Below are 24,240 nucleotides of genomic sequence, written 5' to 3' on the forward strand. Positions count from 1 at the left end.
GGGGGCCCCCGGGGGGGGGGGGGGGGGGGGGAGGGGCGGGGGGGGGGGGGGGGGGGGGGGGGGGGGGGGGGGGGGGGGGGGGGGGGGGGGGTGGGGGGATGCCTGACGTCAGCATTCCCGTGGCGGGCCGGGAACGGCCCGCTTATCTGGCCGTCCCGGAGGGGGAGGGGCCGTGGCCCGGCGTGGTCGTCGTGTTCGAGGCGTTCGGCGCCAACGCGGACATGCGCGCCCAGGCCGACCGGTTCGCCGCCCAGGGCTACCTGGCGGTGCTGCCCGACCTGTACGACGGCGGGCCGTGGGTGCGCTGCGCCCGCAAGGCCGTGAGCGACATGTTCGCCCGGCGGGGGCCGTCCTACGACTTCATCGAGGCGGCCCGCGCCTGGGTCGCCGGGCGCGGCGACTCCACCGGCCGCGTCGGGGTCGTCGGGTTCTGCCTCGGCGGCGGCTTCGCGCTCGTCGCCGCCGCCCGCTACGACTTCCAGGCGGCCTCGGCCAACTACGCGCTGCTGCCGCGCGGCGATGTGGCCGAGGTGCTGAAGGGCGCCTGCCCCATCGTCGCGAGCTTCGGCGGCAAGGACCTGACGCTGCGGGGCGCCGCCGCCGAGCTGGAGCGGGCGCTCGACGAGGCGGGCGTCGTGCACGACGTCAAGGAGTATCCGGACGCGGGGCACAGCTTCCTCACCGACTCCAAGGCGCCCGCCCCGCTCGGCGTCGCGGCCAAGGTGGCCCTCGGGCTCGGGAAGGGGCGGGCGGACGCGCCGGCGGAGTGGGAGCGCATCTTCGCCTTCTTCGACCGGCATCTGGCCGCCCCCGCCGAGGAATCGCCATCGGACGGGTGAGGGCCGTTACCTCCGGCGTCATCGCCGGGCGGCCGCGGCCACCGGTAGCGTCACGCCCGTGACGACGATGACGACCGCGGTCTCGCTCGGCGACGTCCGCCCGGTGGGCGAGCAGCTCCGGGCCTGGCGGCAGCGGCGGCGGCTCAGCCAGCTGGAGCTCGCCTCGGACGCCGATGTCTCGACGCGGCACCTCAGCTTCGTGGAGACGGGGCGGTCGGCGCCGAGCCGCGACATGGTGCTGCGCCTCGCCGAGCACCTCCAGGTGCCGCTGCGCGACCGCAACCTGCTGCTCGTGGCCGCCGGGTACGCGCCGGTGTACGCCGAGACGGGGATGGCCGAGCCGCGGATGGACGCGGTGCGCGGGGCGCTCCGGCAGATCCTGGAGGGCCACGAGCCGTATCCGGCGGTCGTGGTGGACCGCTTCTGGAACCTCGTCGACGGCAACGCGGCCGCCGGGTTGTTCATGGAGGGCGCGGCGCCCGCGCTGCTGGAGCCGCCGGTGAACGTGCTGCGGCTCAGCATGCACCCGGACGGGATGGCGCGCGACATCGTCAACCTCGCCGAGTGGCGCGCCCACATGATCGACCGGGTGCGCCGCCATGTGGCGCTCACCGCCGATCCCGCGCTCGCCGACCTGCACCGGGAGCTGCGCGACTACCCGGACGCGGGCCCGGCGGGGGAGGCGTTCGCGCCGCCGGGCGGCGGCGAGGTGCTGGTGCCGCTGCGGTTCCGGCGGGAGGGCCGGGAGCTGTCGTTCTTCAGCACCATCGCGACGTTCGGGACGCCGGTGGACATCACGCTCGCCGAGCTGGCGATCGAGTCGTTCTATCCGGCCGACGCGGTGACGAAGGAGTTCCTGCGGAGGCGGGCCGCGGGGTGACGCGGCCCGCCCGCGGGGCGGCTACCAGGGGACCGCTTGCCCGGCGGGCGCCCGCGAGGAGGCGGCCGCGCCGGCCGTCTCGTGGACGGGGCAGCCGGTCGGGGTGCCGGTGGCAGAGGTACCGGTGTCCAGCAGGTCGTGGTGGACGCGGTCGGGCGGGACGCCGAGGCGGCGCAGCGCGATCGCGACGGTCCGGATCATCTCCTCGGGCCCGCTGATGTAGACGTCGTGGTCGTCCGGGCCGCCGAAGCGTTCGAGGGCCTCGGGCAGGGCGCCGTGGGAGGCGCCGGTCCGAGGGGGCCCGGAGAGGACGGGGACGACCCGCAGCGTCGGGCAGGCGGCCTCCAGCAACCGCAGTTCGGGCAGGTCGTACAGGTCGGCCTCGGTGCGGGCGCCGACGAGCAGGTGGACCTCGCGCGGCCGGCCCGACATCGTCGCCTGCTCGGCGAGGGCCTTCAGGGGTGCGAGGCCGGTGCCGCCCGCGACGAGCAGCAGGGGTCGGTCGGAGTCCGGGTCGAGGCGCATGCCGCCCCGGGGCGGGCCGAGCAGCACGGCGTCGCCGGGGCCGGTGTGGCGCACGAGCGCGCCGCTGACCCAGCCGCCGGGCAGCGCCCGCACGTGCAGGCGGACGGTGCCGTCGGCGCGCGGGGCGTTGGCGACCGAGTAGGGGCGCCAGACCCGGGGCCAGCGCGCGGTCTGCACGGTGACGTACTGGCCGGCGGCGAACGGCAGCGGCGCGTCGGGGCGCAGCGTGAGCACGGCGAGGTCGGGGCCGCGCCGGTCGTGGTCGAGGACCTCGGCGACCCACCAGGGCGGTCCCTGCTCGGCGGCGGCCTCGGCGGCCTCGGTCATGAGGCGGGCGGCCTCGGCGTAGGCGGCCGTCCAGGCGGTCTCGGCCTCGGGCGTCCAGGCGTCGCCGGAGAACCGGCGCAGCGTCGCGACGAGCGCCTCGCCGACGGCGGGGTAGTGCTCGGCCCGCACGCCGTACTTGCGGTGGTCGCGGCCGAGCTGCCCGAAGTAGGCGGCCCGGGCCGGCGCGCCGTCCCGGTCGGAGACGATCTTCGTCAGGGCCTGGAAGAGCCGGTCGCGCTGGGCGTCCATGGCGGGCGGGAACATCGCCCGAAGGCGCGGGTTCGCCGCGAACAGCCGGCCGTAGAAATAGGCGGCGGCCTTGCCGTCCAGCATTTCGATGTGGGTGGAATCCTCTTTGACGTTGCGGCGTTCCAAGGACATTTGCAGCGCTCGCCCCCCATGGTCCGGACGCCCGGCTCCGGGGTTCCCCGGTGTCTTCAGGCGCCCTCGGGTGCCCGGCTGGGTGAGATTCTCGCACCCGAAGTCGCAGCTACTCAACCGATACGCCGCAAGGCGGGGTCCTCCTTGCGAAGAGTGACTAAGCTGTCATTCTCGGTAATCGGAAACGTCCGATTTCAGGAGAAGGATACTGATCGGTATTCATCGATCGCGGAGAAGGGGGGATGATCGTCTCTGTGAATGGGTGCCGGATGGGCCCTGACAGTATTGGTTTTTTATTCTTGACCGGCGGGTGGAAGGTGGGGATCGGCGGCCGTCCGGTGGGGGAGGATCCTCAACTTTCGCGCCGATCTCGCGAGCCGGTCTCCCGCCGCCCGCCCGCGGGTGACTTTGCGCGATGTCCCGGCTTCGGCCTGCGAGATGCACGGGTATGCGGCAGGCTGGCCGGTACGAGAAGAGGGGCGGGACGGGCGGCCGTTCCGCCCGATGCGCCATGATGACCTGGCGAAGGCGACGTGGTGGTGCGCGCCGCGGGCCTCCCGGGGCCGGTGCGCGCGGAGGGGAGAACGGTATGCCGGAGGCGACCGAGGGGGCGGCCGGCCCGCCGGCCCGCTCCGACAGCGCTCCGCTGATCGGCGTGACGACCTATCTCGAACCGGCCCGCTGGGGGGCCTGGGTGCGCGAGGCGGCCCTGCTCCCCGCCCCCTACCTGCGCATGGTCGAGCGCGCCGGCGGCGTCCCGGTGCTGCTGCCGCCGACGGCGGGCCTCCGCGGCCTGGACACGGTGGTGTCCCGGCTGGACGGCATCGTGATCGCCGGCGGCGCCGACGTCGACCCCCAGCTCTACGGGGCCGCCCGCGACCCCGAGACCGGCCCGCCGCAGCCCCAGCGCGACCGCTACGAGCTGGCCCTCGTCCGCGCGGTGATCGACGCGGGGCTGCCGTTCCTGGCGATCTGCCGCGGGCTGCAGGTCCTCAACGTGGCGCTCGGCGGCACCCTCGTCCAGGACCTGCCGGCCGCCGTCGGCCACGAGCGGCACCGCCCGGCGATCGGCCGGGTCGGTGCGCACCGGGTGCAGATCAGCGCGACCAGCGCCATCGGCAAGATCATGGGGGACGCGGCCGACGTCCCGACCTACCACCACCAGGCCGTCGCGCGGCTCGGCGAGGGCCTCGTGCCCGTCGCCTGGGCCGACGACCAGGTGGTCGAGGCGGCCGAGCTGCAGGGGCACCCGTTCGGCCTCGCCGTGCAGTGGCACCCCGAGGAGGGCGACGACCGCCGCCTGTTCGAGGCCCTGGTCGCCGAGGCCGCGGGCCGCTGAGCGGGGCCGCCGCGCGGGGTTGAGCGGCCGCGGGCGGGGAACCGCTCGGGGGAACCGCCCGCCCGTCCCGCCGGAGGCCGCCGCATGACGCTCGACCCGCAGACCGCGCGCTACCTGGAGGAGCTGCGCGCGCTCACCGCGCTGGACGGGCCCGACCCCTCCATCGCCGAGATGCGCGAGCAGGTCGACGCGGTCTTCCCGGTGGACCGGCTGGAGCTGCCGCAGGTCCGCGACCTGGAGGTGGCCGGGCCCGGCGGCCCGGTGCCGGTCCGGCTGTACCGGCCGCTGCCGCCCGAGGCGGGGCCGCTGCCGCTGCTGGTGTACCTGCACGGCGGCGGCTGGGTGCTCGGCGGCATCGCCAACACCGACGACACCTGCCGCGCCCTCGCGCACGGCGCCGGCTGCGCCGTGCTGAACGTCGGCTACCGGCTGGCCCCCGAGCACCCCTTCCCCGCGGCGGCCGACGACGCCTGGGCCGTCGTGTCCGACGCCGCCGCCCGCCCCGGCCGCTACGGGGCGCGGCCCGGCGCGCTCGCCGTCGGCGGCGACAGCGCCGGCGGCAACCTGGCGGCCGGCTGCGCCCTCACCGCGCGCGACGAGGGCCTCGCCCTCGCCCACCAGCTCCTCGTCTACCCCGTCACCGACACCGCCCGCGACACCCCGAGCTGGTCGGAGTTCGGCGCGGGCTACGGCCTGGACGCCGCGTCGATGGCGCGCTTCATGGACCTGTACGTCGGCGGCGCCGACCCCGCCGACCCGCGCCTCGCGCCGCTGCGCGCCCCCGACCTGGCCGGCGTCGCCCCGGCCACCGTCATCACCGCCGAGTGCGACATCCTGCGCGACGAGAGCGAGGCGTACGCGCGGCGGCTCGCCGAGGAGGGCGTGCCGGTGGAGTTGCGCCGCTTCCCCGGCGTGGTGCACTCCTTCTTCCTCATGCCCGAGCTCTTCGACGCCGGTGCCGAGGCGCAGCGGTACGCCGTGGCACGATTGCGCGCGGCATTCGAGGACGCGATCGCGCGGGAGGGCACGGCGGCATGACGGAGACGGCGGGCGGCGGTACGAACGGGGACGGGCTGGAGCGCTACGCGCGGTACCGCCGGTTGAAGATCGACTGGGCGGCGCCGCGGGTGCTGCGGGTGACGCTGTCGGCCCCCGGCCGGCTGAACGCGGTGGACGCCGAGGGGCACGGCGAGCTCGCGGAGATCTGGCGGGACGCCGGCGCCGACGACGCCGTCCGCGCGGTCCTGGTGCGCGGCGAGGGCGCCGCCTTCTCGGCGGGCGGCGACCTGGCGATGATCGAGGGGATGCTCGACGACCACGCCGCGCGCGCCCGCATCATGCGCGAGGCCCGCGACATCGTGATGAACGTCGTCGACTGCGACAAGCCGGTGGTGAGCGCGATCCAGGGACCGGCGGTCGGCGCCGGCCTCGCCGTCGCGCTGCTCGCCGACGTGTCGGTGGCGGCCCGCTCGGCGCGCATCATCGACGGGCACACCCGGCTCGGCGTCGCCGCCGGCGACCACGCCGCCATCGTCTGGCCGCTGCTGTGCGGCATGGCCAAGGCCAAGTACCACCTGCTGCTCTGCGAGGCGCTGACGGGCGAGGAGGCCGAGCGCATCGGCCTGGTCAGCCTGTGCGTGGACGACGAGGAGGTGCACGCGCGGGCGCTGGACGTCGCCGTCCGGCTGGCCGCGGGCGCCCCCGAGGCGATCCGGTACACCAAGCGCGCCCTCAACAACTGGCTGCGCATGGCCGGACCGGCGTTCGACGCCTCCCTGGCGATGGAGTTCCTCGGCTTCGCCGGTCCCGACGCGCGCGAGGGCGTGGCGGCGCTGCGCGAGAAGCGCGCGCCCCGCTTCGGCTGACGGCCGCCCGGCGGCGGCCCTACCCGAAGCGCCTGCGCAGGGCCGCCAGGCCGGTGCCGTAGAGGGCGTGGGTCAGCGTCTTGGTCATGGCCTCCTCGTCGGCGGGGTCGGCGGAGAACCCGCCGGACCACTCGACGAGCGCCCGCCCGCCGGCCGCCGGCGACACCCGCAGCGTGCCGTGCGCGCCGCTGATCGGCAGCGGGCACTCCAGCACCGCGTAGGAGTAGCTGCGGGCCGCGTCGTCCAGGCCGGTGAGGCGCTCGCGGAACACCGTGTCGCCGGGGCCGATGACGCGCCGCACGCAGCCGACGCGGTCGGCCGGGCCGCCGTCCTCGATGACCGCGGTGCGGCCCCCGGGCGTCCACTCGGCCAGGTTGCCGAAGTCGCGCAGGTAGGCCCACACCTCGTCGGCGGAGGCGTTCAGGACGGCGCTGGCGTACGGGCGGGGGCCGGTGCGGGCGGCGGTGGTCATGGGCGGCTCCTCGGCGTCGAGGGGTGGATCGACCCCTCCATGCTGCGTGCCCGGACGTGATCGGGGCAACACCCGCCGATCATGGACGCGGCGGCGCGCCCGCGCCCCGCCGGGCCGGCGGGCGCGCCGCCGGCCCCCGCCGCGCTAGTAGGAGCGGGGCAGGCCCAGCTCGTGCTGGGCGATGTGGGCGAGGACCAGCTCCTCGGCCACCGGGATGTTCTTGGCGATCCGCGCGTCGCGGAACATCCGCGCCACCGGGTACTCCAGCGAGTAGGCCATGCCGCCGTGCGTCTGGAACGCCCGGTCGGCGGCCTGCCAGGCGGCGTCGGCGGCGGTCAGCTTGGCGACGTTGGCCTCCGAGCCGCACGGCCGCCCGCGGTCCCACAGCCAGGCGGCCTTGTAGGTCATGAGGCGGGCCAGCTCGACCTGCGCCTTGATGCGGGCGAGCGGGAAGGCGACCGCCTGGTTGGCGCCGATCGGCGTGCCGAACGGGGCCCGCTCGCGGGCGTAGTCGCAGGCGATGCCGAGCACCAGCTCGCCGAACCCGACGCCGCTCGCGGCGGCCAGGATCCGCTCGGGGTTGAGGATGTCCCACAGCACCGCGAAGCCCCGGCCGACCTCGCCGAGGACGCGGTCCGCGGGGACGCGGACCTCGTCGAGGAACACGGTGCTGGAGGCGACGGTGTTGGTGCCGAGCTTGGGGATCGGCTGGTAGGTGAGGGTGCCCTGCGCGACGGCGTCCTTGACGTCCACCAGCAGCACCGTGAAGCCGCTGGTGCGCGGCCTGGCCTCGGCCGCCGGGACGGTCCGGGCGACCAGCACCAGGAAGTCGGCGCGCTCCACGCCCGAGATCCAGATCTTCTGGCCCGAGACCAGGAAGCCGTCGCCGTCGCGGCGGGCGTGCGTGGCGATGTTGATCGCGTTGCTGCCGGCGTCGGGCTCGGTGATGGCGAAGCAGGTCTCGATCTCGCCGGTGACGATGCGCGGCAGGAACTCGGCCCGCTGCTCGGGCGTGCCGTGGCGGGCGATGGTGAGGCCGCCGAACGCCGGGGTGAGCAGGTACATGAACGAGGCGGCGCCGCCCGCGCCGCCCGCGGCCAGCGCCTCCAGGGCGACGGCGAGCTCCAGCAGCCCCTGCCCGGCGCCGCCGTGCTCCTCGGGGATCGCCAGGCTGTGCCAGCCGCCGTCCACCAGCTCGCGCCAGACCTCCTCGGGCCAGCGCTTGTCGGCGTCGCACCGGCTCCAGTACTCCTGGTCGTACCTCCGGGCGATCGCCGTCACGCCCTCGCGCACCGCGAGGGCGCTCTCCGGCAGGTCGAAGTCCATCCGCGCCTCCTCACAACGATGTTGCCCGGCCACGCTACCGCCTTCAGTAAGCGCGCACTGACATCGGCTCACCCCTTGACGGTGAGGAGCGGCCGCAGCTCGGCGACGGGCGCGGCGACGCCGCCCGCACGCAGGCTCTCGACGACCGGGCCGACGTCCTTGTAGGCCCAGGGCGCCTCCTGATTCAGGTCGCGCCGCCAGGCGGCCATGACGTCGCCGCGCCGCGCCACGACCGGGTCGCGGTGGTCCAGCGGCGTCACCACCCGGAACTCCGCCAGGAAGGCGTCCAGCTCGGCGTCGCCGCCCCGAGCGGCCGCCCCGCGGGGCACCCGCCGCCCGGCGCCGTGGCAGGCGCTCGCCAGCGTCCGCGGGTCGCCGTGGCCGCGCAGGACGTAGCTCGCCGCCCCCATCGACCCGGGGACGATCACCGGCTCGCCCCAGGGCGCGTAGGGGCCGCCCCGCACCGCGGCGTGCCCGCCCGCCGGGGTGGCGCCCTTGCGGTGCACGACGCGGTCGCCGTCCGGCCAGAACAGGTTGTGCGGGGCGTCGTAGAGGAGGCGCGCCTCCAGGTCGCCGCATTCGGCGGCGAGCCCGGCGCGCATGGTGAGCGCCAGGAAGAACCGGTTCCCGGCCGCGAAGTTGGCGGCGTTGCCGAAGGCGTCCAGGTAGCGGCGGCGCGCGGGCGCCGTCCGCTCGTCCAGCAGGAACGGCAGGACGCCGTTGGCGGGCCGCGGCAGCCCTGCCGGCCAGGTCGCGCGCAGCAGGTCGCGCGCGGTGCCGTTGGCCTGGTGCCCGAGCGACAGCGACCCGCTGTGCGCCATCAGGACGACCGTGCCGGGCGCCAGCCCGAAAGCGTGCGCGGCGGCCGGGTCGTGGACCCGCGCCACGTACTGCAGCTCCACGAAGTGGTTGCCACCGCCGATCCCGCCGATGACGCTGTCGTGGGTGGCCTCGTGGCGGGTGGCGCCGGCGCTGCCGATCCAGTCGGCGAACGCCTCGGCCGTCCCGGTGGGGAAGGCCGGGGCGTGCACGCGGTCCAGGCTGTCGTCGGCGTCGCGGTCGCCGAGGCCGGCCCAGGGCGCGGCGCCGGTGAGCAACAGGCCGGGGACGCCGTCGCGCAGCAGCGCCTCGCGCTGCGCGGGGGACAGCGCGATGCGGCGCCCACCCTCGAAGAACAGGTGCCGCAGCCTGCGCTCCAGGGCGGGCAGGCGGGGGCGGACGTCGTCGGCGGTGAGGGTGGTGACCTCCAGCCGCATCCCGCAGTTGACGTCGTTGCCGACCGCCTGGGGCAGCAGGGCGTGCTCGGTCTCGATCACGGTGCCGATGGGGATCCCGGCGCCCTTGTGGAAGTCGGGGGTGAGCGCCAGGCGGGTGATGCGGGCGGGCGGCCCGCCGGTCGCCGCCGACAGCGCCTCCAGGGAGGCGGCGGTCTCCAGGAGGGCGAGCGCCTCGTCGACGGCCGCCGGTTCGAGCGGGACGTCGGTCCCCGCGCAGACCAGCGCGGGCACGTCCCAGGGGTTGGGGAGGCGGAGCCAGTGGTCGTCCAGGCGTTCCAGCCGGTGGTCTTGACGGTGCACGGGAATCCTTCGGGCTGCCGGGAAGGGAGGGCGGGAGGACGGCCGGGCCGGAGGGCCCGCCGTGGTGCCTGCGGTTCAGCAGCCGCGAGGAGGAAGGCGAACGTAGCGCGGCGCCCGCGCCGGGGCCAGCGGTTTTTTCAGCGCGCGGGCGTGCCCGGGAGGGCGAGGTAGCGGCTCACCACGCGCGCCACCAGATGCGCGACGCGCTCGGGCGGCCCGTCGGGCAGCATCAGGTGGCTCATGGTGAGCCGGACCGCGGCGTCGGCGATCTCGGCGAACGCGGCGGGGTCCAGGTCGGGCCACTGCGCGAGGGCGTGCTCGACGATGCGGGCGCTGGCGGTGAACAGCACCGGCTCGGCCTGCGTGGTGAGCAGCGGCAGCAGCTCCTCGCCGCCCGCGCCGGTCAGCACCATCTTCTTGATCGGGTCGTCGGCGGACAGCTCCAGGGTGAACCGCACGGCCGCGACGACCGCGGCGTACAGGTCGTCGCGGTGCTCGGTCAGCACCCGGTCGATGCCGTCGAGGTAGCGGTCGTTGTCGCGCATGACGACGGCCTGCGCGAGCCCCCACTTGTCGCCGAACTCGTTGTAGACCGTCTGCCGGCTCACCCCGGCGGCGGCCGCGACGTCGCGCATCCGCACCCCCCGGTAGCCGCGCCGGACGAGCTGGTCGGCCGCCGCGTCCAGCAGGGCCTCGCGCACGGAGCGGCCCGGCGTGCTCATCAGTGGGTCTCCCGGTGGTCGATCGGTCGGTCGGCGGCCCCTTCATTATCATCGGCGGATGGACGGATCCGACTACCGCGCGGTCAACCGGCCGATGTGGGACGAGCGCGTCCCGGTGCACGTCGCCGGCGAATTCTACGACGTCGCCGGGTTCCTGGCCGGGCGGCCGGAGCTGCGCGACTTCGAGGTCGCCGAGGTCGGCGACGTGACCGGGCGGTCGCTGGCGCACCTGCAGTGCCACATCGGGCTGGACACCCTGGACTGGGCGCGGCGCGGCGCCCGCGTCGCCGGCCTGGACTTCTCCGCCCCCGCGATCGACGCGGCGCGCGGCATCGCCGCCGAGGCCGGGATCGACGCCCGGTTCGTCACCGCCGACGTCTACGACGCCCCCGCCGCCCTCGGCGCCCGCTACGACATCGTCTACACCGGCCTCGGCGCGCTCAACTGGCTGCCGGACCTGGACCGCTGGGCGGCCGTCGTCGCGTCCCTGCTGGAGCCCGGCGGGTTCCTGCACCTCAGCGAGTTCCACCCGGTCGGCGACGTGCTGGACGACGCGACCGGCACCACCGTCGCTTACGACTACTTCGACCGCTCGCCGCAGGAGTGGGACGAGGACGGCACCTACGCCGACCTCGGGGCCTCCTTCGCCCACACCCGGTCGGTCGAGTTCCGGCACGGCGTCGGCGACGTCGTGTCGGCCGTCGCGGCGGCGGGCCTCCGCGTGGAGTTCCTGCACGAGCACGACCACACCCTGTTCCCGCGCTTCGCCGCCCTGGAGCGCGACGGCAGGGTGTACCGGCAGCCCGCCGGGCGGCCCCGGGTGCCCCTGATGTACTCGCTGCGGGCGTCGCGTCCTAGGGTCTGACCCCGTGAGCGGACATACGTCGAGCGGGCCGGCGCGGCAGGTGACCGCGCCGATGCAGGGCACCGTCGTGCTGGTGCGCGTCGCCCCCGGAGACCGGGTCGAGGCGGGCGCCTCGCTGGTCGTGCTGGAGGCGATGAAGATGGAGCACGTCGTCAAGGCCGAGGCGGCGGGCGTCGTCCGCGAGGTGCGGGTGGCGGCCGAGGACACCGTCGCGCTCGGCGACGTGCTCGTGGCCCTCGATCCCGCCGAGGCGGGGCGGGGAAGCGGCCCGCCCGAAGCCCTCGCGGACCCGGACGCGCCCCGCGCCGACCTGGACGAGGTGCGCCGCCGCCACGAGGTCGGCCTGGACGCCGCCCGCCCCGAGGCCGTCGCCAAGCGCCACGCGCGCGGCCACCGCACCGCCCGCGAGAACGTCGCCGACCTGGTCGACGAGGGCACCTTCGCCGAGTACGGCGCGCTCGCCATCGCCGCGCAGCGGCGCCGCCGCCCCGTCGAGGAGCTGATCGAGCGGACCCCCGGCGACGGCATGGTGTGCGGCGTCGGCGAGGTGGACGGGCTGCGCTGCGCCGTCGTGTCCTACGACTACACCGTCCTCGCCGGCACCCAGGGCTACCAGAACCACCGCAAGACCGACCGGATGCTGGACCTGGCGCACCGCGAGCGGCTGCCGCTGGTGCTGTTCGCCGAGGGCGGCGGCGGCCGCCCCGGCGACACCGACACCACGACCGTGTCCGGTCTGGACGTCACCAGCTTCCACGCGATGGGGCGGCTGAGCGGCCGCGTCCCCACCGTCGGGATCGCCAACGGCCGCTGCTTCGCCGGCAACGCCGCCCTGCTCGGCTGCTGCGACGTCGTCATCGCCACCCGCGGCGCCAACATCGGCATGGGCGGCCCCGCGATGATCGAGGGCGGCGGGCTCGGCGCGTTCGCGCCCGAGGACATCGGCCCGGTCGAGGTGCAGGCCGCCAACGGCGTCGTGGACGTGGTGGTCGAGGACGAGGCCGCCGCCGTCGCCGCGGCCAAGGCGTACCTGTCGTACTTCGCGGGGCCGGCGGACGCCTGGGAGTGCGCCGACCAGCGGGCGCTGCGGCACGTCGTCCCCGAGAACCGGCGCCGCCCCTACGACGTGCGCGAGGCCGTCTCCACGCTCGCCGACACCGGGTCGGTGCTGGAGCTGCGCGCCGGGTTCGGCGCCGGGATCGTCACCGCGCTGGTGCGGATCGAGGGCCGCCCCTACGGGCTCCTCGCCAACAGCCCCGCCCACCTCGGCGGCGCGATCGACCGCGACGCCGCCGACAAGGCGGCCCGCTTCCTGCAGCTGTGCGACGCGCACGGCTTCCCGGTCGTCTCGCTCTGCGACACCCCCGGCTTCATGGTCGGGCCCGACGCCGAGCGGACCGCGACGGTGCGGCACTTCAGCCGCCTGTTCGTCGTCGGCGCGAACCTGCGCGTCCCGCTCGTCACCGTCGTGCTGCGCAAGGGCTATGGGCTCGGCGCGCAGGCGATGGCGGGCGGCGGCTTCAAGGCGCCGCTCGCGACCGTCGCCTGGCCGACCGGCGAGATCGGCGGGATGGGCCTGGAGGGTGCGGTCCGCCTCGGCTTCCGCAAGGAGCTGGCCGAGGCCGACGACCCCGAGGCGATGTTCGACGGCATGGTCGCGCTCGCCTACGAGCACGGCAAGGCGCTGAACGCCGCGTCGGCGTTCGAGCTCGACGACGTCATCGACCCCGCCGACACCCGGCGCTGGATCTCGGGGGTCATGCCCGCGCGGGCCGCTGCGGCGGACCGGCCGCACCGCTGGATCGACACCTGGTGACGCGCCGGGCGACCTCCAGCGGCGGCCCCGACGCCGTCACCCGCCCGGCGTCCAGCAGGTAGAGGGTGTCGCAGACGCCGAGCACCGGCTCCACCTCGGGCGCGGCGACCACGACGGCGAGGCCCTCGGCCGCCAGGTCGCGCAGCAGCACCTCCAGCGACCGCGACGCCGCCTCGGGCAGCCCGGCGAACGGCTCGTCCAGCAGCAGGACGCTCGGCCGCGCCGCCAGCGCCCGCGCGAGCTCCAGCAGCCGCGCCGGCCCCGGCGGCAGCCCGGCCGCCCGCCGCCCCGCGTACTCGGCGATCCCGACGCGGGCGAGCAGGGCGTCGGCGACGCTCCCGGCGTCGCGGCGGGCCGCCCGGCGGCGGCGCCGCCGGTCGCGCGGGCCGCGCCCGGCGACCGGCCGCGTCATGGCGTGGATCTCGGCGGCGACCTGGACGTTCTCGCGGACGGTGAGGCCGCCGAAGGCGACCGGCCGCTCGAAGGTGCGGCCGAGGCCGCGGCGCGCCCGCGCGGCGGCCCGGCCGGTGAGGTCGCCGTCGCCGAGCCGGACCCGGCCCGCCTCGGCGCGCCGCAGGCCCGACAGGGCGTCGAGCAGGGTGCTCTTGCCCGCGCCAGCGGGCCCGACCAGCCCGGTGACCGCGCCTGCGGGCGCCTCCAGCGCCGCGCCGCGCACCGCCACGACATCGCCGAACCGCACCGTCACGCCGTCGGCCCGCAGGCCCGCGCCGCCCTCGGGGCCGTGCCGGCCGAGGCCCGGCCGGGCCCGCAGCCCGAGCGTGGCGCAGGCCGTGGCGCTGCCGAGCAGCGCGAGCGTGATCCGCCGGTAGGGTCCGGTGCGGGCACGGGGGCGCATCCCACCTCCCCAGGTGGCCGATGTGACGCAGGTCACTACGGCCCCACACGATACTGAGCCCGCCCCGCGCGGGCAATGGCCCGCCGGTGGCGGCCCGCGTGCTCGCGAACGGGCCGCCCGCACGGGCCGCCGGACGGTAAGCTCATGGGTTTCGCCTGTTTCCCGCCGGAGGTCCCGCCGCCATGCCCGCCGAAGCCCCGATCGACGACGACCGGGAGGCCCTCCGAGCCGAACGCGCCCACCTCGCCGAGTCGCGCGCCGCGCTGCGCCGCATGCGCGAGCACGCGGAGGGCCTGTCCGCCGACACCGCCGCCGACTGGGTGTCGCGGCAGATCCTGGAGGCGCTGCTGGACCAGCGCGTCGCCGCCCTCGCCGACCACCCCGACACCCCGCTGTTCTTCGGGCGCCTGGACCGCGACGCCGTTCCGGGCGAGGACGACGAGCTGCCCGCGACCGTCTACGTCGGCCGCCGCCACGTCCACGACGGCGAGCGGGGCCGCCCCCTCGTCCTCGACTGGCGCGCGCCCGTCTCGCGGGCCTTCTACCAGGCCGGCCCCGCCGAGCCGATGGGCTGGCGGCGCCGCCGCCGGTTCGGGTTCCAGGGCGGGGAGCTGACCGCCTTCGAGGACGAGCCGCTGGACGGCCGCGCGCTCGGCCCGTCGGCCATCCTCACCCAGGAGATCGAGCGGCCGCGCAGCGGGCCGATGCGCGACATCGTCGCCACCATCCAACCCGAGCAGGACGCCATCGTCCGCGCCGGCCTGCCGGTCTCGGTGTGCGTGCAGGGCGCGCCCGGCACCGGCAAGACCGCCGTCGGCCTGCACCGCGCCGCCTACCTGCTGTTCACCCACCGCGAGCGGCTGGCCCGCGGCGGCGTCCTCATCGTCGGCCCGAACCGGGCCTTCCTCGCCTACATCTCCTCGGTGCTGCCCGCCCTCGGCGAGGTCCGCGTCGACCAGGCCACCATCGACGACCTGCTGGGGGAGCCGACCGCCGCCGAGGACGCCCGCACCGCCGCCCTCAAGGGCTCGGCGCGGATGGGCGAGGTGCTGCGCAGGGCCGTCTGGGCGCATCTCGCCAAGCCGGCCGAGGGCCTGGTGGTCACGCGCGGCGCGGCCCGCTTCCGGCTCGCCGACCATGAGGTCCGCGAGACCGTCGCCGCGCTGCGCGGCACCACCCGCTACGGCGCCGGCCGCGCCATGCTCGCCCAGCGCCTCGCCCACCGGATCCTCGTCCAGATGGAGCAGCGCGGCGGCGCGCCCGACGACCGCGTCCAGGACCAGGTCGCCCGCTCCCAGCCGGTGAAACGGCTCCTGGACCAGGTGTGGCCGAAGCTCACCGCCGAGCAGGTGCTGTTCCGCCTGCTGTCGGACGCCGCCTTCCTCGCCTCGGCCGCCAAGGACGACCTGACCGGCGAGGAGCGGGCGGCGCTGCTGTGGGCCAAGCCCTACCGCTCGCACCGCTCGGCCAAGTGGACCGCCGCCGACCGGGCCCTCCTCGACGAGCTGCGCGACCTCCTGGAGCGCACCCCCTCGCTCGGCCACCTCGTCGTGGACGAGGCGCAGGACCTGTCGGCGATGCAGCTGCGCGCCCTCGGCCGCCGCTGCGCCGCCGGATCGGCGACCGTCCTCGGCGACCTGGCGCAGGGCACGACGCCCTGGTCGGCGACGTCCTGGAAGGAGGTCCTCGCCCACCTCGGCCAGGACGGCGAGGTCACCGAGCTGACCACCGGCTTCCGCGTCCCCGGACCCGTCCTGGACTTCGCGGCGCGCCTGCTGCCGCACGTGGCGCCCGGCCTCGCCGCGCCCCGCTCGCTGCGGGCGGGCGCCGGCTCCCTGGACGTGCGGGCCGTGGACGACGTCCCGGCCGCCCTGGCGCCGGCGGCGGCCGAGAAGCTGTCCCTGCAGGGATCGATCGGCCTGATCACCGCCGACGCCGACGTGCCCGCCTGCAGCGACGCGCTCACCGCGGCGGGCCTCGCCCACGGAGTGCTCGGCGCCGACTCCGGCGGCGACGAGCGCCTGCTGGTCGTCCCGGCCACGCTGGCCAAGGGCCTGGAGTACGACCACGTCGTCGTCGCCGAGCCCGCCGCGATCGCCGCCGCCGAGGAGCGCGGGCTGGCCCGCCTGTACGTCGTGCTGACCCGCGCGGTGACGAGCCTGACCGTCCTGCACCGCGCCGACCTGCCCGAGGAGCTGGCACCGTGAGGACCGAGACCGTCGCGCTGCCCGCGACCGCGCCGTTCGCCTGGCGGCACTCGCTGCGCTTCGCCGCCGGGTTCAAGGCCGCCGACGACGCCCAGCGCGTCGCGGGCGACACCCTGACCCGGGCCCTGCGCGCGGACGGCCGGAACGTCGTCGCCGTCCTGGCACCGGCCGACGGCGGGCTCACCTGCACCCTGCACGGGCCCGAACTGCCCGCGTCCACCGTCCGCGCGGCCGCCGACCGGCTGGCGTTCGCGTTCTCCCTGGACGACGACCTCACCGGCCTGTACGCCCTGGGCGCGAACGACCCCGACTTCGCCCCGATCATGGAGCGGCTGCACGGCTACCACCAGGTCAAGTTCGCCACCCCGCTGGAGAACGCGGTATGGGCGATCCTCGCCCAGCGCACGGCCCTGCCCGTGGCGGTGAGGGAGAAGAACGCCCTCACCACGCCCTTCGCCGACACCCTGACCCTGGACGGCGCCCGCTACACCGCCTTCCCCGACGTCGAGCAGCTCGCCTCGCTGAAGCCCGGCGAGATCGCCGAGCTCGTCCGCAATCGCCGCAAGGGCGAGTACGTCGCCGGCATGGTCCGCGGCTGGCTCGACATCGACGAGGACGCCCTGCGCCACGCCCCCTACCAGGAGGCCAAGGACGCCCTGCTCGCCCTGCCGGGCATCGGCGCCTGGTCGGCCGCCTTCATCCTGCTGCGCGGCCTCGGCCGCACCGACGAGACCCCCGACGAGAAGCAGCTCGCCGACGCCGCCTCGCGCCTGTACGGGCGGCCCCTCTCGCGGGAGCAGGTCCAGCGCATGGGCGCCCGCTACGGCCCCTGGCAGGGCTACTGGGCGCACTACCTGCGCGCCGCGTCCTGAGCCGCGCTGGGGCCGGCGGTTGTGGCCGGGCACGGTGCCGCCGGGGCGCTGGTAGGAGCGGGCGCAGGGACGGTTGACCGGGGCGGCGGCGCTTCCTAGGGTGGAACGGTCATACCGACCGGTTGGTATGCCCCGAGCCGTGCGGAGGTCCGTCCCGTGAGTGCAGCACCGCCGACCGCCGAGGAGCTGGACGGGCGGATCGACGCCTTCCTGGCCGATCACGACCCCGGGGCGGGCGCCCCCCTGGACTTCCTGCGCGCCCGCTTCGACGCGGGCCTCGCCTGGGTGCACTACCCCGAGGGCGCCGGCGGCCTCGGCGCCCCCCGGCACCTGCAGGCCGGCGTCGACCGGCGCTTCGCGCGCGCCGGGGCGCCCACCAACCAGCCCGAGGCCAACGGCATCGGGCTCGGCATGGCCGCGCCGACCGTGCTGGCGTTCGGCACCGAGGAGCAGAAGCGCCGCTTCCTGCGCCCCCTCTGGACGGGCGAGGAGATCTGGTGCCAGCTGTTCAGCGAGCCGGGCGCCGGGTCCGACCTCGCCGCGCTCGGCACCCGCGCGGTGCGCGACGGCGACGGCTGGGTCGTCAACGGGCAGAAGGTGTGGACGTCCATGGCGCACGAGGCGCGGTGGGCGATCCTGGTGACCCGCACCGACCCCGGCGTGCCCAAGCACCGCGGCATGACCTACTTCGTGTGCGACATGACCGCGCCCGGCGTCGAGGTGCGGCCGCTCCGCCAGATCACCGGCGAGGCCGAGTTCAACGAGGTGTTCCTCACCGACGTGCGCATCCCCGACGAGCACCGCCTCGGCGAGGTCGGCGACGGGTGGCGGGTCGCCACCACGACGCTGATGAACGAGCGCGTCGCCATCGGCGGCCAGGACCGGCCCCGCGAGGGCGGGATGATCGGCGTCGTCGCCGGGCTGTGGCGGGACCGGCCCGAGCTGCGCACCGCCGGCCTGCACGGCGACCTGCTGCGGCTCTGGGTGGAGGCCGAGGCCGCCCGCCTCACCGGCGTCCGGCTGCGCCAGCAGCTCACCGCCGGGCGGCCCGGCCCGGAGGGCTCGGCGGCCAAGCTGACGTTCGCGCGGCTGAACCAGGCGATCTCCGGCCTGGAGCTGGAGATCCTCGCCGACGAGGGCCTGCGCTACGACGACTGGACGATGCGCCGCCCGACCGAGGTCGACTTCACCCGCCGCTCGCCCGGCTACCGCTACCTGCGCGCCAAGGGCAACTCCATCGAGGGCGGGACCTCGGAGATCCTGCGCAACATCATCGCCGAGCGGGTGCTCGGCCTGCCGGGCGAGATCCGGGTCGACAAGGACGTGCCGTGGAAGGACCTGCCCAAGTGAGCGACCTGCTCTACACCGAGATCGAGAACGACCTGCGCGCCGGCGTCCGCGGCCTCCTGGACGACAGGGCCGGCTGGACGGGCGTCCTCGCCGGCACCGAGAAGGACGACCCCCTCGACGCCGGGCTCTGGCGGGCGCTCGAGGAGATGGGCGTGACCGCGCTGCCCTTCCCCGAGGAGGCCGGCGGCGCGGGCGCCACCTGGCGCGAGACCGCCGTGGTCATGGAGGAGCTCGGCCGGTCCGTCGCGCCCGTGCCGTTCCTCGGCAGCGCCGTGCTCGCTTCGGCCGCCCTGCTGGCCGCCGGGCAGGGTCCGGGGGAGGGCCTTACCGTCCTCGCCGTGCCGCTCAGCACCGCCCCCCGCGGCTTCGCCCCCACCGTCGCCGACGCGGGCGGGCGGCTGACCGGCGAGGTCCGCAGCGTCGACGGCGGACTCGCCGCGGACACGCTCCTCGTCCCCGCCGGCGACGGCCTGTACGCCGTCGAGGCGGGCGCCGCCGCCCGGACCCCCGTCGTGTCGCTGGACATGACGCGCCGCCTCGCCGACCTCCGCTTCGACGGCGCCCCCGGCCGGCGGATCGGCGGCCCGGACGCGGTGGACGCCGCGCTCACCGCGGGCGCCGCGATGCTGGCCTCCGAGCAGCTCGGCCTCGCCGAGCGCTGCCTCGACGTCACCGTCGCCTACGTCAAGACGCGCTACCAGTTCGGCCGCCAGGTCGGGTCCTACCAGGGCCTCAAGCACCGGCTCGCCGACCTGTGGACCGCGATCGCCCAGGCCCGCGCCGTCGCCCGCCACGCCGCGTCCTGCCTGGCCGCCGGCGACCCCGACACCCCCGTCGCGGCCGCCGTCGCGCAGGCGCACTGCTCGGAGGTCGCGGTGCTCGCCGCCGAGGAGTGCGTGCAGATGCACGGCGGCATCGGGTTCACCTGGGAGCACCCCGCGCACCTGTACCTCAAGCGCGCCAAGAGCGACGCGCTGGCGTTCGGGTCGGCGGACCGGCACCGCGCGGCGCTCGCCGAACTCGTCGATCTTCCCCCCGCCTGACCGCCCCCCGCCCTAAGATCACAAACGACGACGAGCGCGGGAGGCGACCGCACGTGAACGAAGGGCCCACGGGCGCGGACGATCCGCTGCGGACCCACCTCCCGCACTCGGCGCGGGTCTGGAACCACCTGCTCGGCGGCAAGGACAACTATCCCGCCGACCGCGCGGCCGCCGAGAAGGTGCTGGCGGGCAACCCGCGCATGCTCGACCAGGCCCGCGCCGACCGCGCCTTCCTCGGCCGCGCCGTCACCCACCTGGTCGCCGACCAGGGCGTCCGGCAGTTCCTGGACATCGGCACCGGCCTGCCGAGCGCCGACAACACCCACGAGGTCGCGCAGCGCCTCGCGCCCGAGTGCCGCATCGTGTACGTCGACCACGACCCGCTGGTGCTCGTGCACGCCCGCGCCCTGCTGACCAGCAGCGCCGAGGGCCGGTGCGACTACCTCGACGCCGACCTGCACGACCCCGGGGACGTCCTCCGCCAGGCCGCGGCGCTGCTGGACTTCTCCGCGCCCATCGCGGTCATGCTCGTCGGCGTCCTGCATCACATCGAGGGCGACTCCCACGCCGTCGTCGAGCGGCTGAAGGACGCCGTGCCCGCCGGGTCCTGGCTCGCGGTCAACCACCCGACGAGCGCGATCTACGGGGAGACCGCCGAGCGGAGCGCCCGCGAGTGGAACGAGTCGGGCGGCCGCCCGCCGGTCGTGCTGCGCAGCCCCCGGGAGATCGCCCGCTACTTCGACGGCTGGGAGCTCGCCGAGCCCGGCGTCGTGTCGTGCTCGCGCTGGCGGCCCGCGCCCGGGCTCGCCGAGCCCGCCGAAGTGGACGCCTTCGCCGGCCTCGCCCGCAAGCCCTGACGCCGCCGCGCCCGCTTGACGGACTCCTACAAACGCCGCCGCCGGGCGGCCCGCCGGTTCGTCGTTTCGCCCGCTGATCCGCTCCGCCGCCCGCTGCTCTACTGGACGCGACCGGCGCCGAGAGAGGACCCGCGGATGAGCGACACCCCCGCCCTGATCAGCAACACGACCGTCTGGTCGCGGGGCCGCTGGCTGCCCGGCCGGGACGTGCACCTGGCGGACGGGCGCGTCGCCCGCGTCGTCCCGCACGACGCCCGCCGCGCCCCCGAGGGGGCGGTCCTGGACGGCGCGGGCGGCCACCTCGTCCCGGGCCTGGTCAACACCCACACCCACCTGCACCAGTCGATCATGCGGGGGATCGCCGAGGGCGAGCCGCTCATCCGCTGGCTGCGGTACGTCGCCGAGGGCACCGTCGCCCTCACCCCCGAGCAGGCGTACGTGGCGGCGGCCGCCGCGTCGCTGGAGGCGCTGCGCAGCGGCACCACCGCGCTCGTCGAGCACATGTGGCCGCACCCCTCGCGCGAGGTCCACGACGCCGTGCTGCGCGCCCTGGACGACACCGGCATCCGCGCGGTGGTGTGCCGCGGCGTCGCCGACCGCCCCGACGCCACCCGCAAGTGGGGCTTCGAGCCGCGCCTGATGGAGCCCCTGGACGAGGTGCTCGCGCACATCGACGCCCTCGCCGCGCGGACCGCCGGCGGCCGGATCGGGCTCGGCGTCGCCGTCCCCAACCCGCGCTCCCTCACCCCCGAGGGCCTGCGCCGCGTGCGGGCGTTCGCCGAGGAGCGGGCGATGACCGCGAGCATCCACCTGCTGGAGACCGCCACCGACGAGGACATGTGCCGCGAGCACGCAGGCGTCGGCGCCGTCGCCTACCTGGAGGACGCCGGCTTCCTCTGGGACCGGCTGCTCGCCGTGCACTGCTGCAAGCTCGACGCCGCCGGCCGCGAGGCGCTCGCCGCGCACGGGACCGGCGTCTCCTACAACCCGCTCAGCAACATGCGGCTCGGCAGCGGCGTCGCGCCCGTCCCCGAGATGCTGGCGGCCGGGCTGCGCGTCGGCCTCGGCGTGGACGGCGCCGCCAGCAACGACACCCAGGACGCGCTGGAGACCATGCGGATGGGCGCCTACCTGCAGCGCGCCGTGCACGGCCGGTCCGACCTGCTCGGCTTCGCCGACATGATCGGCCTCGCCACGAGCGGCGCGAACGCCGTCCTCGGGCTGGAGGAGCGCCCGGACGGCGTCGTGCCCGGCGTGCAGGCCGACCTGGCGCTGCTGCGCTTCGACCGCGACCTGGCCTGCGTGCCCGTCCTCGACCCCGGTGCGACGCTGCTCACCACCGGCAGCTCCCGCACCGTCGACACCGTCCTCGTCGACGGCGAGGTGCTGATCGCCGACGGCCGCAGCACCCGCCTGGACGAGCGCGCGCTCATCGAGCGCGCCCTCGCCGCCGCCCCCGACCCCGCCGTCCTGCGCGGACCGGCCGGCTGACCGCCGGCGCCGCGGTCAGGGCTCGCCGGGCAGGTCGGAGCGGCGGCCCGGGCGGCGGAGGCGGAAGCGGTCGGACGGGCGCCCGTGGTCGGACAGCGAGTCCAGCAGCGAGTCCAGCTTCGGCGGCCGCACGCACACCAGCGTCGCGCGGGCCCGCCGCGCGCAGTGCAGGCGCACCGACGGCCGGGCCAGGCGCGAGGTCCAGGACCGCTCGCCGTGCCCGACGACCAGGATGTCGTCCTCGCGGGTCAGCCGGACGAGCGCCGAACCGGGCTCGCCGACCAGCGCGAGGGTGTCGGGCTCGGCGGCGCCCTCGTCGCCGGCGACCTCGGCGAGCAGCCGCGCGATCAGCTCGGTGCCGGCGAGGCGCAGCGCCTCGGTGACGCCGCAGCCGAGCTGCCCGGCGGCCGACACGTGCGGGGGCAGCGGCGCGGCGTGCACCACCAGCAGCGGCAGCCGCCGCAGGCGGGCCTCGCCGATCGCCCAGGACAGCGCGCAGCGCGCGCCCGCGGAGTCGTCGACCCCGACGACCACGCGCGGGCCGCCTTCCGGCCTTGCGATCACGATCCCTCCCGGGGGAGCCCGCCTCTGCTGGTGTGGATCCCAGGGTGCAGGCTTACCCGCTCCAGCGGAAGTGTTTCCGCCCGGCCCGCGCGGGGTTTCCGAATCGTGTCCTCACGAGGGTCCCGAAACGCGCGGATGGACCGTTTCAGCGGGTCTTCAGAGGATGCTGAGGGCCGCCAGCGCCCGGTCCAGCTCCAGGGCCGCCGCCGCCAGCACGCCCGTGCCGAGCCCGCCGCCGGTCAGCGCGACCGGGCCGCTCACCCGGTTCTTGGCGGGCGGCCCGGCGAGCAGGGCCCGCACCCGCTGCACGACCCCGGCCTCGGCGAAGGCCGGCAGGCCCTCGGGGCGGTCCGCGCGGGCGAGCGCGACGCGCGCGATGGTGTGCGCGACGCGCGTGCGGTCGGCGACCGCCTCGGCGGCGTCCTCGTCGGCCCAGCGCTCCAGCTCCAGTTCCAGCCGCGCGTACAGGGGGCGGAGGACGGGGGAGACCGCGGCGGCGAGCATCCCCGCCATGAGGAACCGGTGGTGGCCGTGGCGCAGGTGCGCGCGCTCGTGCTGGAACACCACCTCCAGCTCGCGGCCCGACAGGCCGGCGAGCAGCCCCCGCGACACCAGCACGCCGCCGTGCCGCCCCGGCACCGCGAGCGCGATCGGGTCGTCGGTGTCCAGCACGCCCGCCGACGCCCGCCGGGCGCCGCGCAGCTGCGCCGCCCACCGGGCCCCGAGGCGGGCGCACGCGACGACCAGCACGGCCGACAGCGTCCAGGCGGGGACGCCGAGCATGTGCGGCACCGCGCCGCCGTCGGGGAGCACCCGGTCCGGGACGCGCGCGGCCGCGCCCGGCAGCAGCGCGACGCCGTAGTCGAACGCCACGAACGCCAGCGTGCCCGCGGTCGTGACGGCCGCCATGGCCGCCACGGTGGCGAGCAGCCGCGCCGACCACGCCGGGTGCAGCGGCAGGCCGGTGCGGCCGAGCAGCACGCCGAGCGCGGTGACGAGCGCCACGGGCATGAAGGTGAGCCAGCTCACGAGGGGTCCGTCCCGGTGCTCCCGGGTTCTCCGCCGAGCACCTCGCGCAGGGCCCGCGTCTCGGCCGGGCTGAGCGTCGCCACGAACCGGCTGAGCACGCCCGGCGGGTCGTTGGAGTAGCGCAACTGGTCGCGCATCCGGTCGGCGACGAGCCGCGACTCGTCCACCACCAGCCGGTACCGGTAGCCGCGGCCCTCGCGGACCCGGTCGACCAGGCCCTTGTCCAGGAGCCGGAACAGGATCGTGTTGACCGTCGTGTGCGCGGGGTCGCCCGACAGGCGCGAGCGCAGCTCGGCCGTGGTGACCGGGATCCCGGCGCCCGCGAGCGCGGCGAGGACCTCCGCTTCGAGCTGGCCGAGCCGCCGCCGTACCGCCACGTTCGCACCCCTCTCGTTACTACCTATGTAATAGTCAAAGGACCTTCGTACCCCGGCATTATCGCGAAAAGGGTGATCGCAATGGGAGTCAGCCTGACCAAGGGCGGCAACGTCTCGCTCACCAAGCAGGCCCCGGGGCTGAGCGCGGTGACCGTCGGCCTCGGCTGGGACGTGCGCACCAGCACCGGCGCCGACTTCGACCTCGACGCGAGCGCCCTGGTCGTGGGCGAGGACGGCCGGGTCCTGTCGCCCTCGCACTTCGTCTACTACGGCAACCTGCACAGCCCCGACGGCGCGGTCGAGCACACCGGCGACAACCTCACCGGCGAGGGCGCCGGCGACGACGAGCAGATCAAGGTGCACCTGGCGGCGCTGCCGGCCGCCGCCGCCACGGTCGTCTTCCCGGTCTCGATCTACCAGGGCGACAAGCGCGGGCAGAGCTTCGGGCAGGTCCGCAACGCCTTCATCCGCGTCGTCGACCAGGCGGGCGGCGCCGAGCTGGCCCGGTTCGACCTGTCCGAGGACGCCTCCACCGAGACGGCGATGGTCTTCGGCGAGCTGTACCGGCACGGCGGCGAGTGGAAGTTCCGCGCCGTCGGCCAGGGCTACGCCTCCGGCCTGTCCGGCATCGCCGCCGAGTACGGCGTCGCCGTCTAGCCG

Annotated in this window: 23 protein-coding genes; 14 read left to right on the forward strand and 9 right to left on the reverse strand. The window is 76.2% G+C overall.

Annotated elements, in window-relative coordinates; all coding sequences use genetic code 11:
* Positions 1–98 precede the first annotated feature (98 nt).
* Together K1Y72_RS35170 and K1Y72_RS35175 are read left to right on the forward strand one after the other, a co-directional pair.
* The gene (locus K1Y72_RS35170) at positions 99–839 is read left to right on the forward strand and encodes a dienelactone hydrolase family protein (RefSeq protein WP_258574579.1); all 741 of its coding nucleotides are present in this window, start codon (positions 99–101) and stop codon (positions 837–839) included.
* Positions 840–906: 67 nt separating this feature from the next.
* Positions 907–1,719, forward strand: coding sequence for a helix-turn-helix domain-containing protein (locus K1Y72_RS35175; RefSeq protein ID WP_220170904.1), 813 nt, complete (start codon positions 907–909; stop codon positions 1,717–1,719).
* A gap of 21 nt (positions 1,720–1,740) precedes the next feature.
* Here K1Y72_RS35175 and K1Y72_RS35180 read toward each other — a convergent pair whose 3' ends face one another.
* The gene (locus K1Y72_RS35180) at positions 1,741–2,952 is read right to left on the reverse strand and encodes a globin domain-containing protein (RefSeq protein WP_220170876.1); all 1,212 of its coding nucleotides are present in this window, start codon (positions 2,950–2,952) and stop codon (positions 1,741–1,743) included.
* Positions 2,953–3,541: 589 nt separating this feature from the next.
* Between K1Y72_RS35180 and K1Y72_RS35185 the strand changes: the two genes are divergently transcribed.
* The 3 genes from K1Y72_RS35185 to K1Y72_RS35195 all read left to right on the forward strand — a co-directional run bounded on the left by K1Y72_RS35185 (position 3,542) and on the right by K1Y72_RS35195 (position 6,156).
* On the forward strand, positions 3,542–4,291 hold the full coding sequence (locus tag K1Y72_RS35185) for a gamma-glutamyl-gamma-aminobutyrate hydrolase family protein (protein ID WP_220170877.1): 750 nt from the start codon (positions 3,542–3,544) through the stop codon (positions 4,289–4,291).
* 84 nt (positions 4,292–4,375) lie between these two features.
* Positions 4,376–5,329 (forward strand): alpha/beta hydrolase, encoded by a 954-nt coding sequence (locus K1Y72_RS35190; protein WP_220170878.1) that lies wholly within the window; start codon positions 4,376–4,378, stop codon positions 5,327–5,329.
* Positions 5,326–6,156, forward strand: coding sequence for an enoyl-CoA hydratase/isomerase family protein (locus K1Y72_RS35195; RefSeq protein ID WP_220170879.1), 831 nt, complete (start codon positions 5,326–5,328; stop codon positions 6,154–6,156). Before K1Y72_RS35190 ends, K1Y72_RS35195 begins: the two co-directional genes overlap by 4 nt.
* A gap of 19 nt (positions 6,157–6,175) precedes the next feature.
* On the opposite strand, the gene K1Y72_RS35200 is transcribed toward K1Y72_RS35195, so the two are convergent.
* From K1Y72_RS35200 to K1Y72_RS35215, 4 genes are all read right to left on the reverse strand, one after another.
* Positions 6,176–6,628 carry an SRPBCC family protein gene (locus K1Y72_RS35200; protein ID WP_220170880.1) on the reverse strand — a complete coding sequence of 151 codons (453 nt, stop codon included), beginning with the start codon at positions 6,626–6,628 and terminating at the stop codon, positions 6,176–6,178.
* Between the two features lie 144 nt (positions 6,629–6,772).
* Complete coding sequence (locus K1Y72_RS35205; protein ID WP_220170881.1) at positions 6,773–7,954, reverse strand: acyl-CoA dehydrogenase family protein; 1,182 nt, start codon at positions 7,952–7,954, stop codon at positions 6,773–6,775.
* A gap of 68 nt (positions 7,955–8,022) precedes the next feature.
* Positions 8,023–9,531 (reverse strand): RtcB family protein, encoded by a 1,509-nt coding sequence (locus K1Y72_RS35210; RefSeq protein WP_220170882.1) that lies wholly within the window; start codon positions 9,529–9,531, stop codon positions 8,023–8,025.
* A 137-nt stretch (positions 9,532–9,668) separates the two neighbouring features.
* Complete coding sequence (locus K1Y72_RS35215) at positions 9,669–10,253, reverse strand: TetR/AcrR family transcriptional regulator (RefSeq protein WP_220170883.1); 585 nt, start codon at positions 10,251–10,253, stop codon at positions 9,669–9,671.
* Between the two features lie 58 nt (positions 10,254–10,311).
* Here K1Y72_RS35215 and K1Y72_RS35220 point away from each other — a divergent pair, with 58 nt between their 5' ends.
* Positions 10,312–11,118 carry a class I SAM-dependent methyltransferase gene (locus tag K1Y72_RS35220; protein ID WP_220170884.1) on the forward strand — a complete coding sequence of 269 codons (807 nt, stop codon included), beginning with the start codon at positions 10,312–10,314 and terminating at the stop codon, positions 11,116–11,118.
* Positions 11,119–11,122: 4 nt separating this feature from the next.
* A complete protein-coding gene (locus tag K1Y72_RS35225) occupies positions 11,123–12,934 on the forward strand; it encodes a carboxyl transferase domain-containing protein (RefSeq protein ID WP_308287384.1) in 1,812 nt (603 codons plus the stop codon).
* On the opposite strand, the gene K1Y72_RS35230 is transcribed toward K1Y72_RS35225, so the two are convergent.
* On the reverse strand, positions 12,876–13,790 hold the full coding sequence (locus K1Y72_RS35230; protein WP_220170885.1) for an ATP-binding cassette domain-containing protein: 915 nt from the start codon (positions 13,788–13,790) through the stop codon (positions 12,876–12,878). The genes K1Y72_RS35225 and K1Y72_RS35230 overlap by 59 nt on opposite strands.
* A gap of 182 nt (positions 13,791–13,972) precedes the next feature.
* On the opposite strand from K1Y72_RS35230, the gene K1Y72_RS35235 reads away from it, so the two are divergent.
* The 6 genes from K1Y72_RS35235 to K1Y72_RS35260 all read left to right on the forward strand — a co-directional run bounded on the left by K1Y72_RS35235 (position 13,973) and on the right by K1Y72_RS35260 (position 21,610).
* Positions 13,973–15,997 carry a HelD family protein gene (locus K1Y72_RS35235; protein WP_220170886.1) on the forward strand — a complete coding sequence of 675 codons (2,025 nt, stop codon included), beginning with the start codon at positions 13,973–13,975 and terminating at the stop codon, positions 15,995–15,997.
* Positions 15,994–16,869: a DNA-3-methyladenine glycosylase family protein gene (locus tag K1Y72_RS35240; protein WP_220170887.1), complete on the forward strand. Its 876-nt coding sequence runs from the start codon at positions 15,994–15,996 to the stop codon at positions 16,867–16,869. Before K1Y72_RS35235 ends, K1Y72_RS35240 begins: the two co-directional genes overlap by 4 nt.
* Before the next feature lie 156 nt (positions 16,870–17,025).
* Positions 17,026–18,219: an acyl-CoA dehydrogenase family protein gene (locus K1Y72_RS35245; protein WP_220170888.1), complete on the forward strand. Its 1,194-nt coding sequence runs from the start codon at positions 17,026–17,028 to the stop codon at positions 18,217–18,219.
* Positions 18,216–19,262 carry an acyl-CoA dehydrogenase family protein gene (locus tag K1Y72_RS35250; protein WP_220170889.1) on the forward strand — a complete coding sequence of 349 codons (1,047 nt, stop codon included), beginning with the start codon at positions 18,216–18,218 and terminating at the stop codon, positions 19,260–19,262. The genes K1Y72_RS35245 and K1Y72_RS35250 overlap by 4 nt, the downstream gene beginning before the upstream one ends.
* Positions 19,263–19,315: 53 nt before the next feature.
* Positions 19,316–20,119: an SAM-dependent methyltransferase gene (locus tag K1Y72_RS35255; RefSeq protein ID WP_220170890.1), complete on the forward strand. Its 804-nt coding sequence runs from the start codon at positions 19,316–19,318 to the stop codon at positions 20,117–20,119.
* 135 nt (positions 20,120–20,254) lie between these two features.
* Positions 20,255–21,610: an amidohydrolase family protein gene (locus K1Y72_RS35260; RefSeq protein WP_220170891.1), complete on the forward strand. Its 1,356-nt coding sequence runs from the start codon at positions 20,255–20,257 to the stop codon at positions 21,608–21,610.
* Positions 21,611–21,625: 15 nt separating this feature from the next.
* Here the strand turns inward: K1Y72_RS35260 and K1Y72_RS35265 are convergent, their stop codons facing one another.
* The 3 genes from K1Y72_RS35265 to K1Y72_RS35275 form a co-directional block, all read right to left on the reverse strand.
* A complete protein-coding gene (locus K1Y72_RS35265) occupies positions 21,626–22,144 on the reverse strand; it encodes a universal stress protein (RefSeq protein ID WP_220170892.1) in 519 nt (172 codons plus the stop codon).
* Between the two features lie 186 nt (positions 22,145–22,330).
* Positions 22,331–23,203: a M48 family metalloprotease gene (locus K1Y72_RS35270; RefSeq protein WP_220170893.1), complete on the reverse strand. Its 873-nt coding sequence runs from the start codon at positions 23,201–23,203 to the stop codon at positions 22,331–22,333.
* The gene (locus K1Y72_RS35275) at positions 23,200–23,580 is read right to left on the reverse strand and encodes a BlaI/MecI/CopY family transcriptional regulator (protein ID WP_220170894.1); all 381 of its coding nucleotides are present in this window, start codon (positions 23,578–23,580) and stop codon (positions 23,200–23,202) included. The genes K1Y72_RS35270 and K1Y72_RS35275 overlap by 4 nt, the downstream gene beginning before the upstream one ends.
* Positions 23,581–23,661: 81 nt before the next feature.
* Between K1Y72_RS35275 and K1Y72_RS35280 the strand changes: the two genes are divergently transcribed.
* On the forward strand, positions 23,662–24,237 hold the full coding sequence (locus K1Y72_RS35280; protein ID WP_220170895.1) for a TerD family protein: 576 nt from the start codon (positions 23,662–23,664) through the stop codon (positions 24,235–24,237).
* Positions 24,238–24,240 lie beyond the last annotated feature (3 nt).

It is taken from the genome of Actinomadura parmotrematis (genome assembly GCF_019458805.1).
Taxonomy (GTDB): domain Bacteria; phylum Actinomycetota; class Actinomycetes; order Streptosporangiales; family Streptosporangiaceae; genus Spirillospora; species Spirillospora parmotrematis.

Coding starts and splice junctions, on each gene's coding strand:
- K1Y72_RS35170 (WP_258574579.1), top strand. CDS start 99: ATGCCTGACGTCAGCATTCCCGTGGCGGGCCGGGAACGGCCCGCTTAT.
- K1Y72_RS35175 (WP_220170904.1), top strand. CDS start 907: ATGACGACCGCGGTCTCGCTCGGCGACGTCCGCCCGGTGGGCGAGCAG.
- K1Y72_RS35180 (WP_220170876.1), bottom strand. CDS start 2,952: ATGTCCTTGGAACGCCGCAACGTCAAAGAGGATTCCACCCACATCGAA.
- K1Y72_RS35185 (WP_220170877.1), top strand. CDS start 3,542: ATGCCGGAGGCGACCGAGGGGGCGGCCGGCCCGCCGGCCCGCTCCGAC.
- K1Y72_RS35190 (WP_220170878.1), top strand. CDS start 4,376: ATGACGCTCGACCCGCAGACCGCGCGCTACCTGGAGGAGCTGCGCGCG.
- K1Y72_RS35195 (WP_220170879.1), top strand. CDS start 5,326: ATGACGGAGACGGCGGGCGGCGGTACGAACGGGGACGGGCTGGAGCGC.
- K1Y72_RS35200 (WP_220170880.1), bottom strand. CDS start 6,628: ATGACCACCGCCGCCCGCACCGGCCCCCGCCCGTACGCCAGCGCCGTC.
- K1Y72_RS35205 (WP_220170881.1), bottom strand. CDS start 7,954: ATGGACTTCGACCTGCCGGAGAGCGCCCTCGCGGTGCGCGAGGGCGTG.
- K1Y72_RS35215 (WP_220170883.1), bottom strand. CDS start 10,253: ATGAGCACGCCGGGCCGCTCCGTGCGCGAGGCCCTGCTGGACGCGGCG.
- K1Y72_RS35220 (WP_220170884.1), top strand. CDS start 10,312: ATGGACGGATCCGACTACCGCGCGGTCAACCGGCCGATGTGGGACGAG.
- K1Y72_RS35230 (WP_220170885.1), bottom strand. CDS start 13,790: ATGCGCCCCCGTGCCCGCACCGGACCCTACCGGCGGATCACGCTCGCG.
- K1Y72_RS35235 (WP_220170886.1), top strand. CDS start 13,973: ATGCCCGCCGAAGCCCCGATCGACGACGACCGGGAGGCCCTCCGAGCC.
- K1Y72_RS35260 (WP_220170891.1), top strand. CDS start 20,255: ATGAGCGACACCCCCGCCCTGATCAGCAACACGACCGTCTGGTCGCGG.
- K1Y72_RS35280 (WP_220170895.1), top strand. CDS start 23,662: ATGGGAGTCAGCCTGACCAAGGGCGGCAACGTCTCGCTCACCAAGCAG.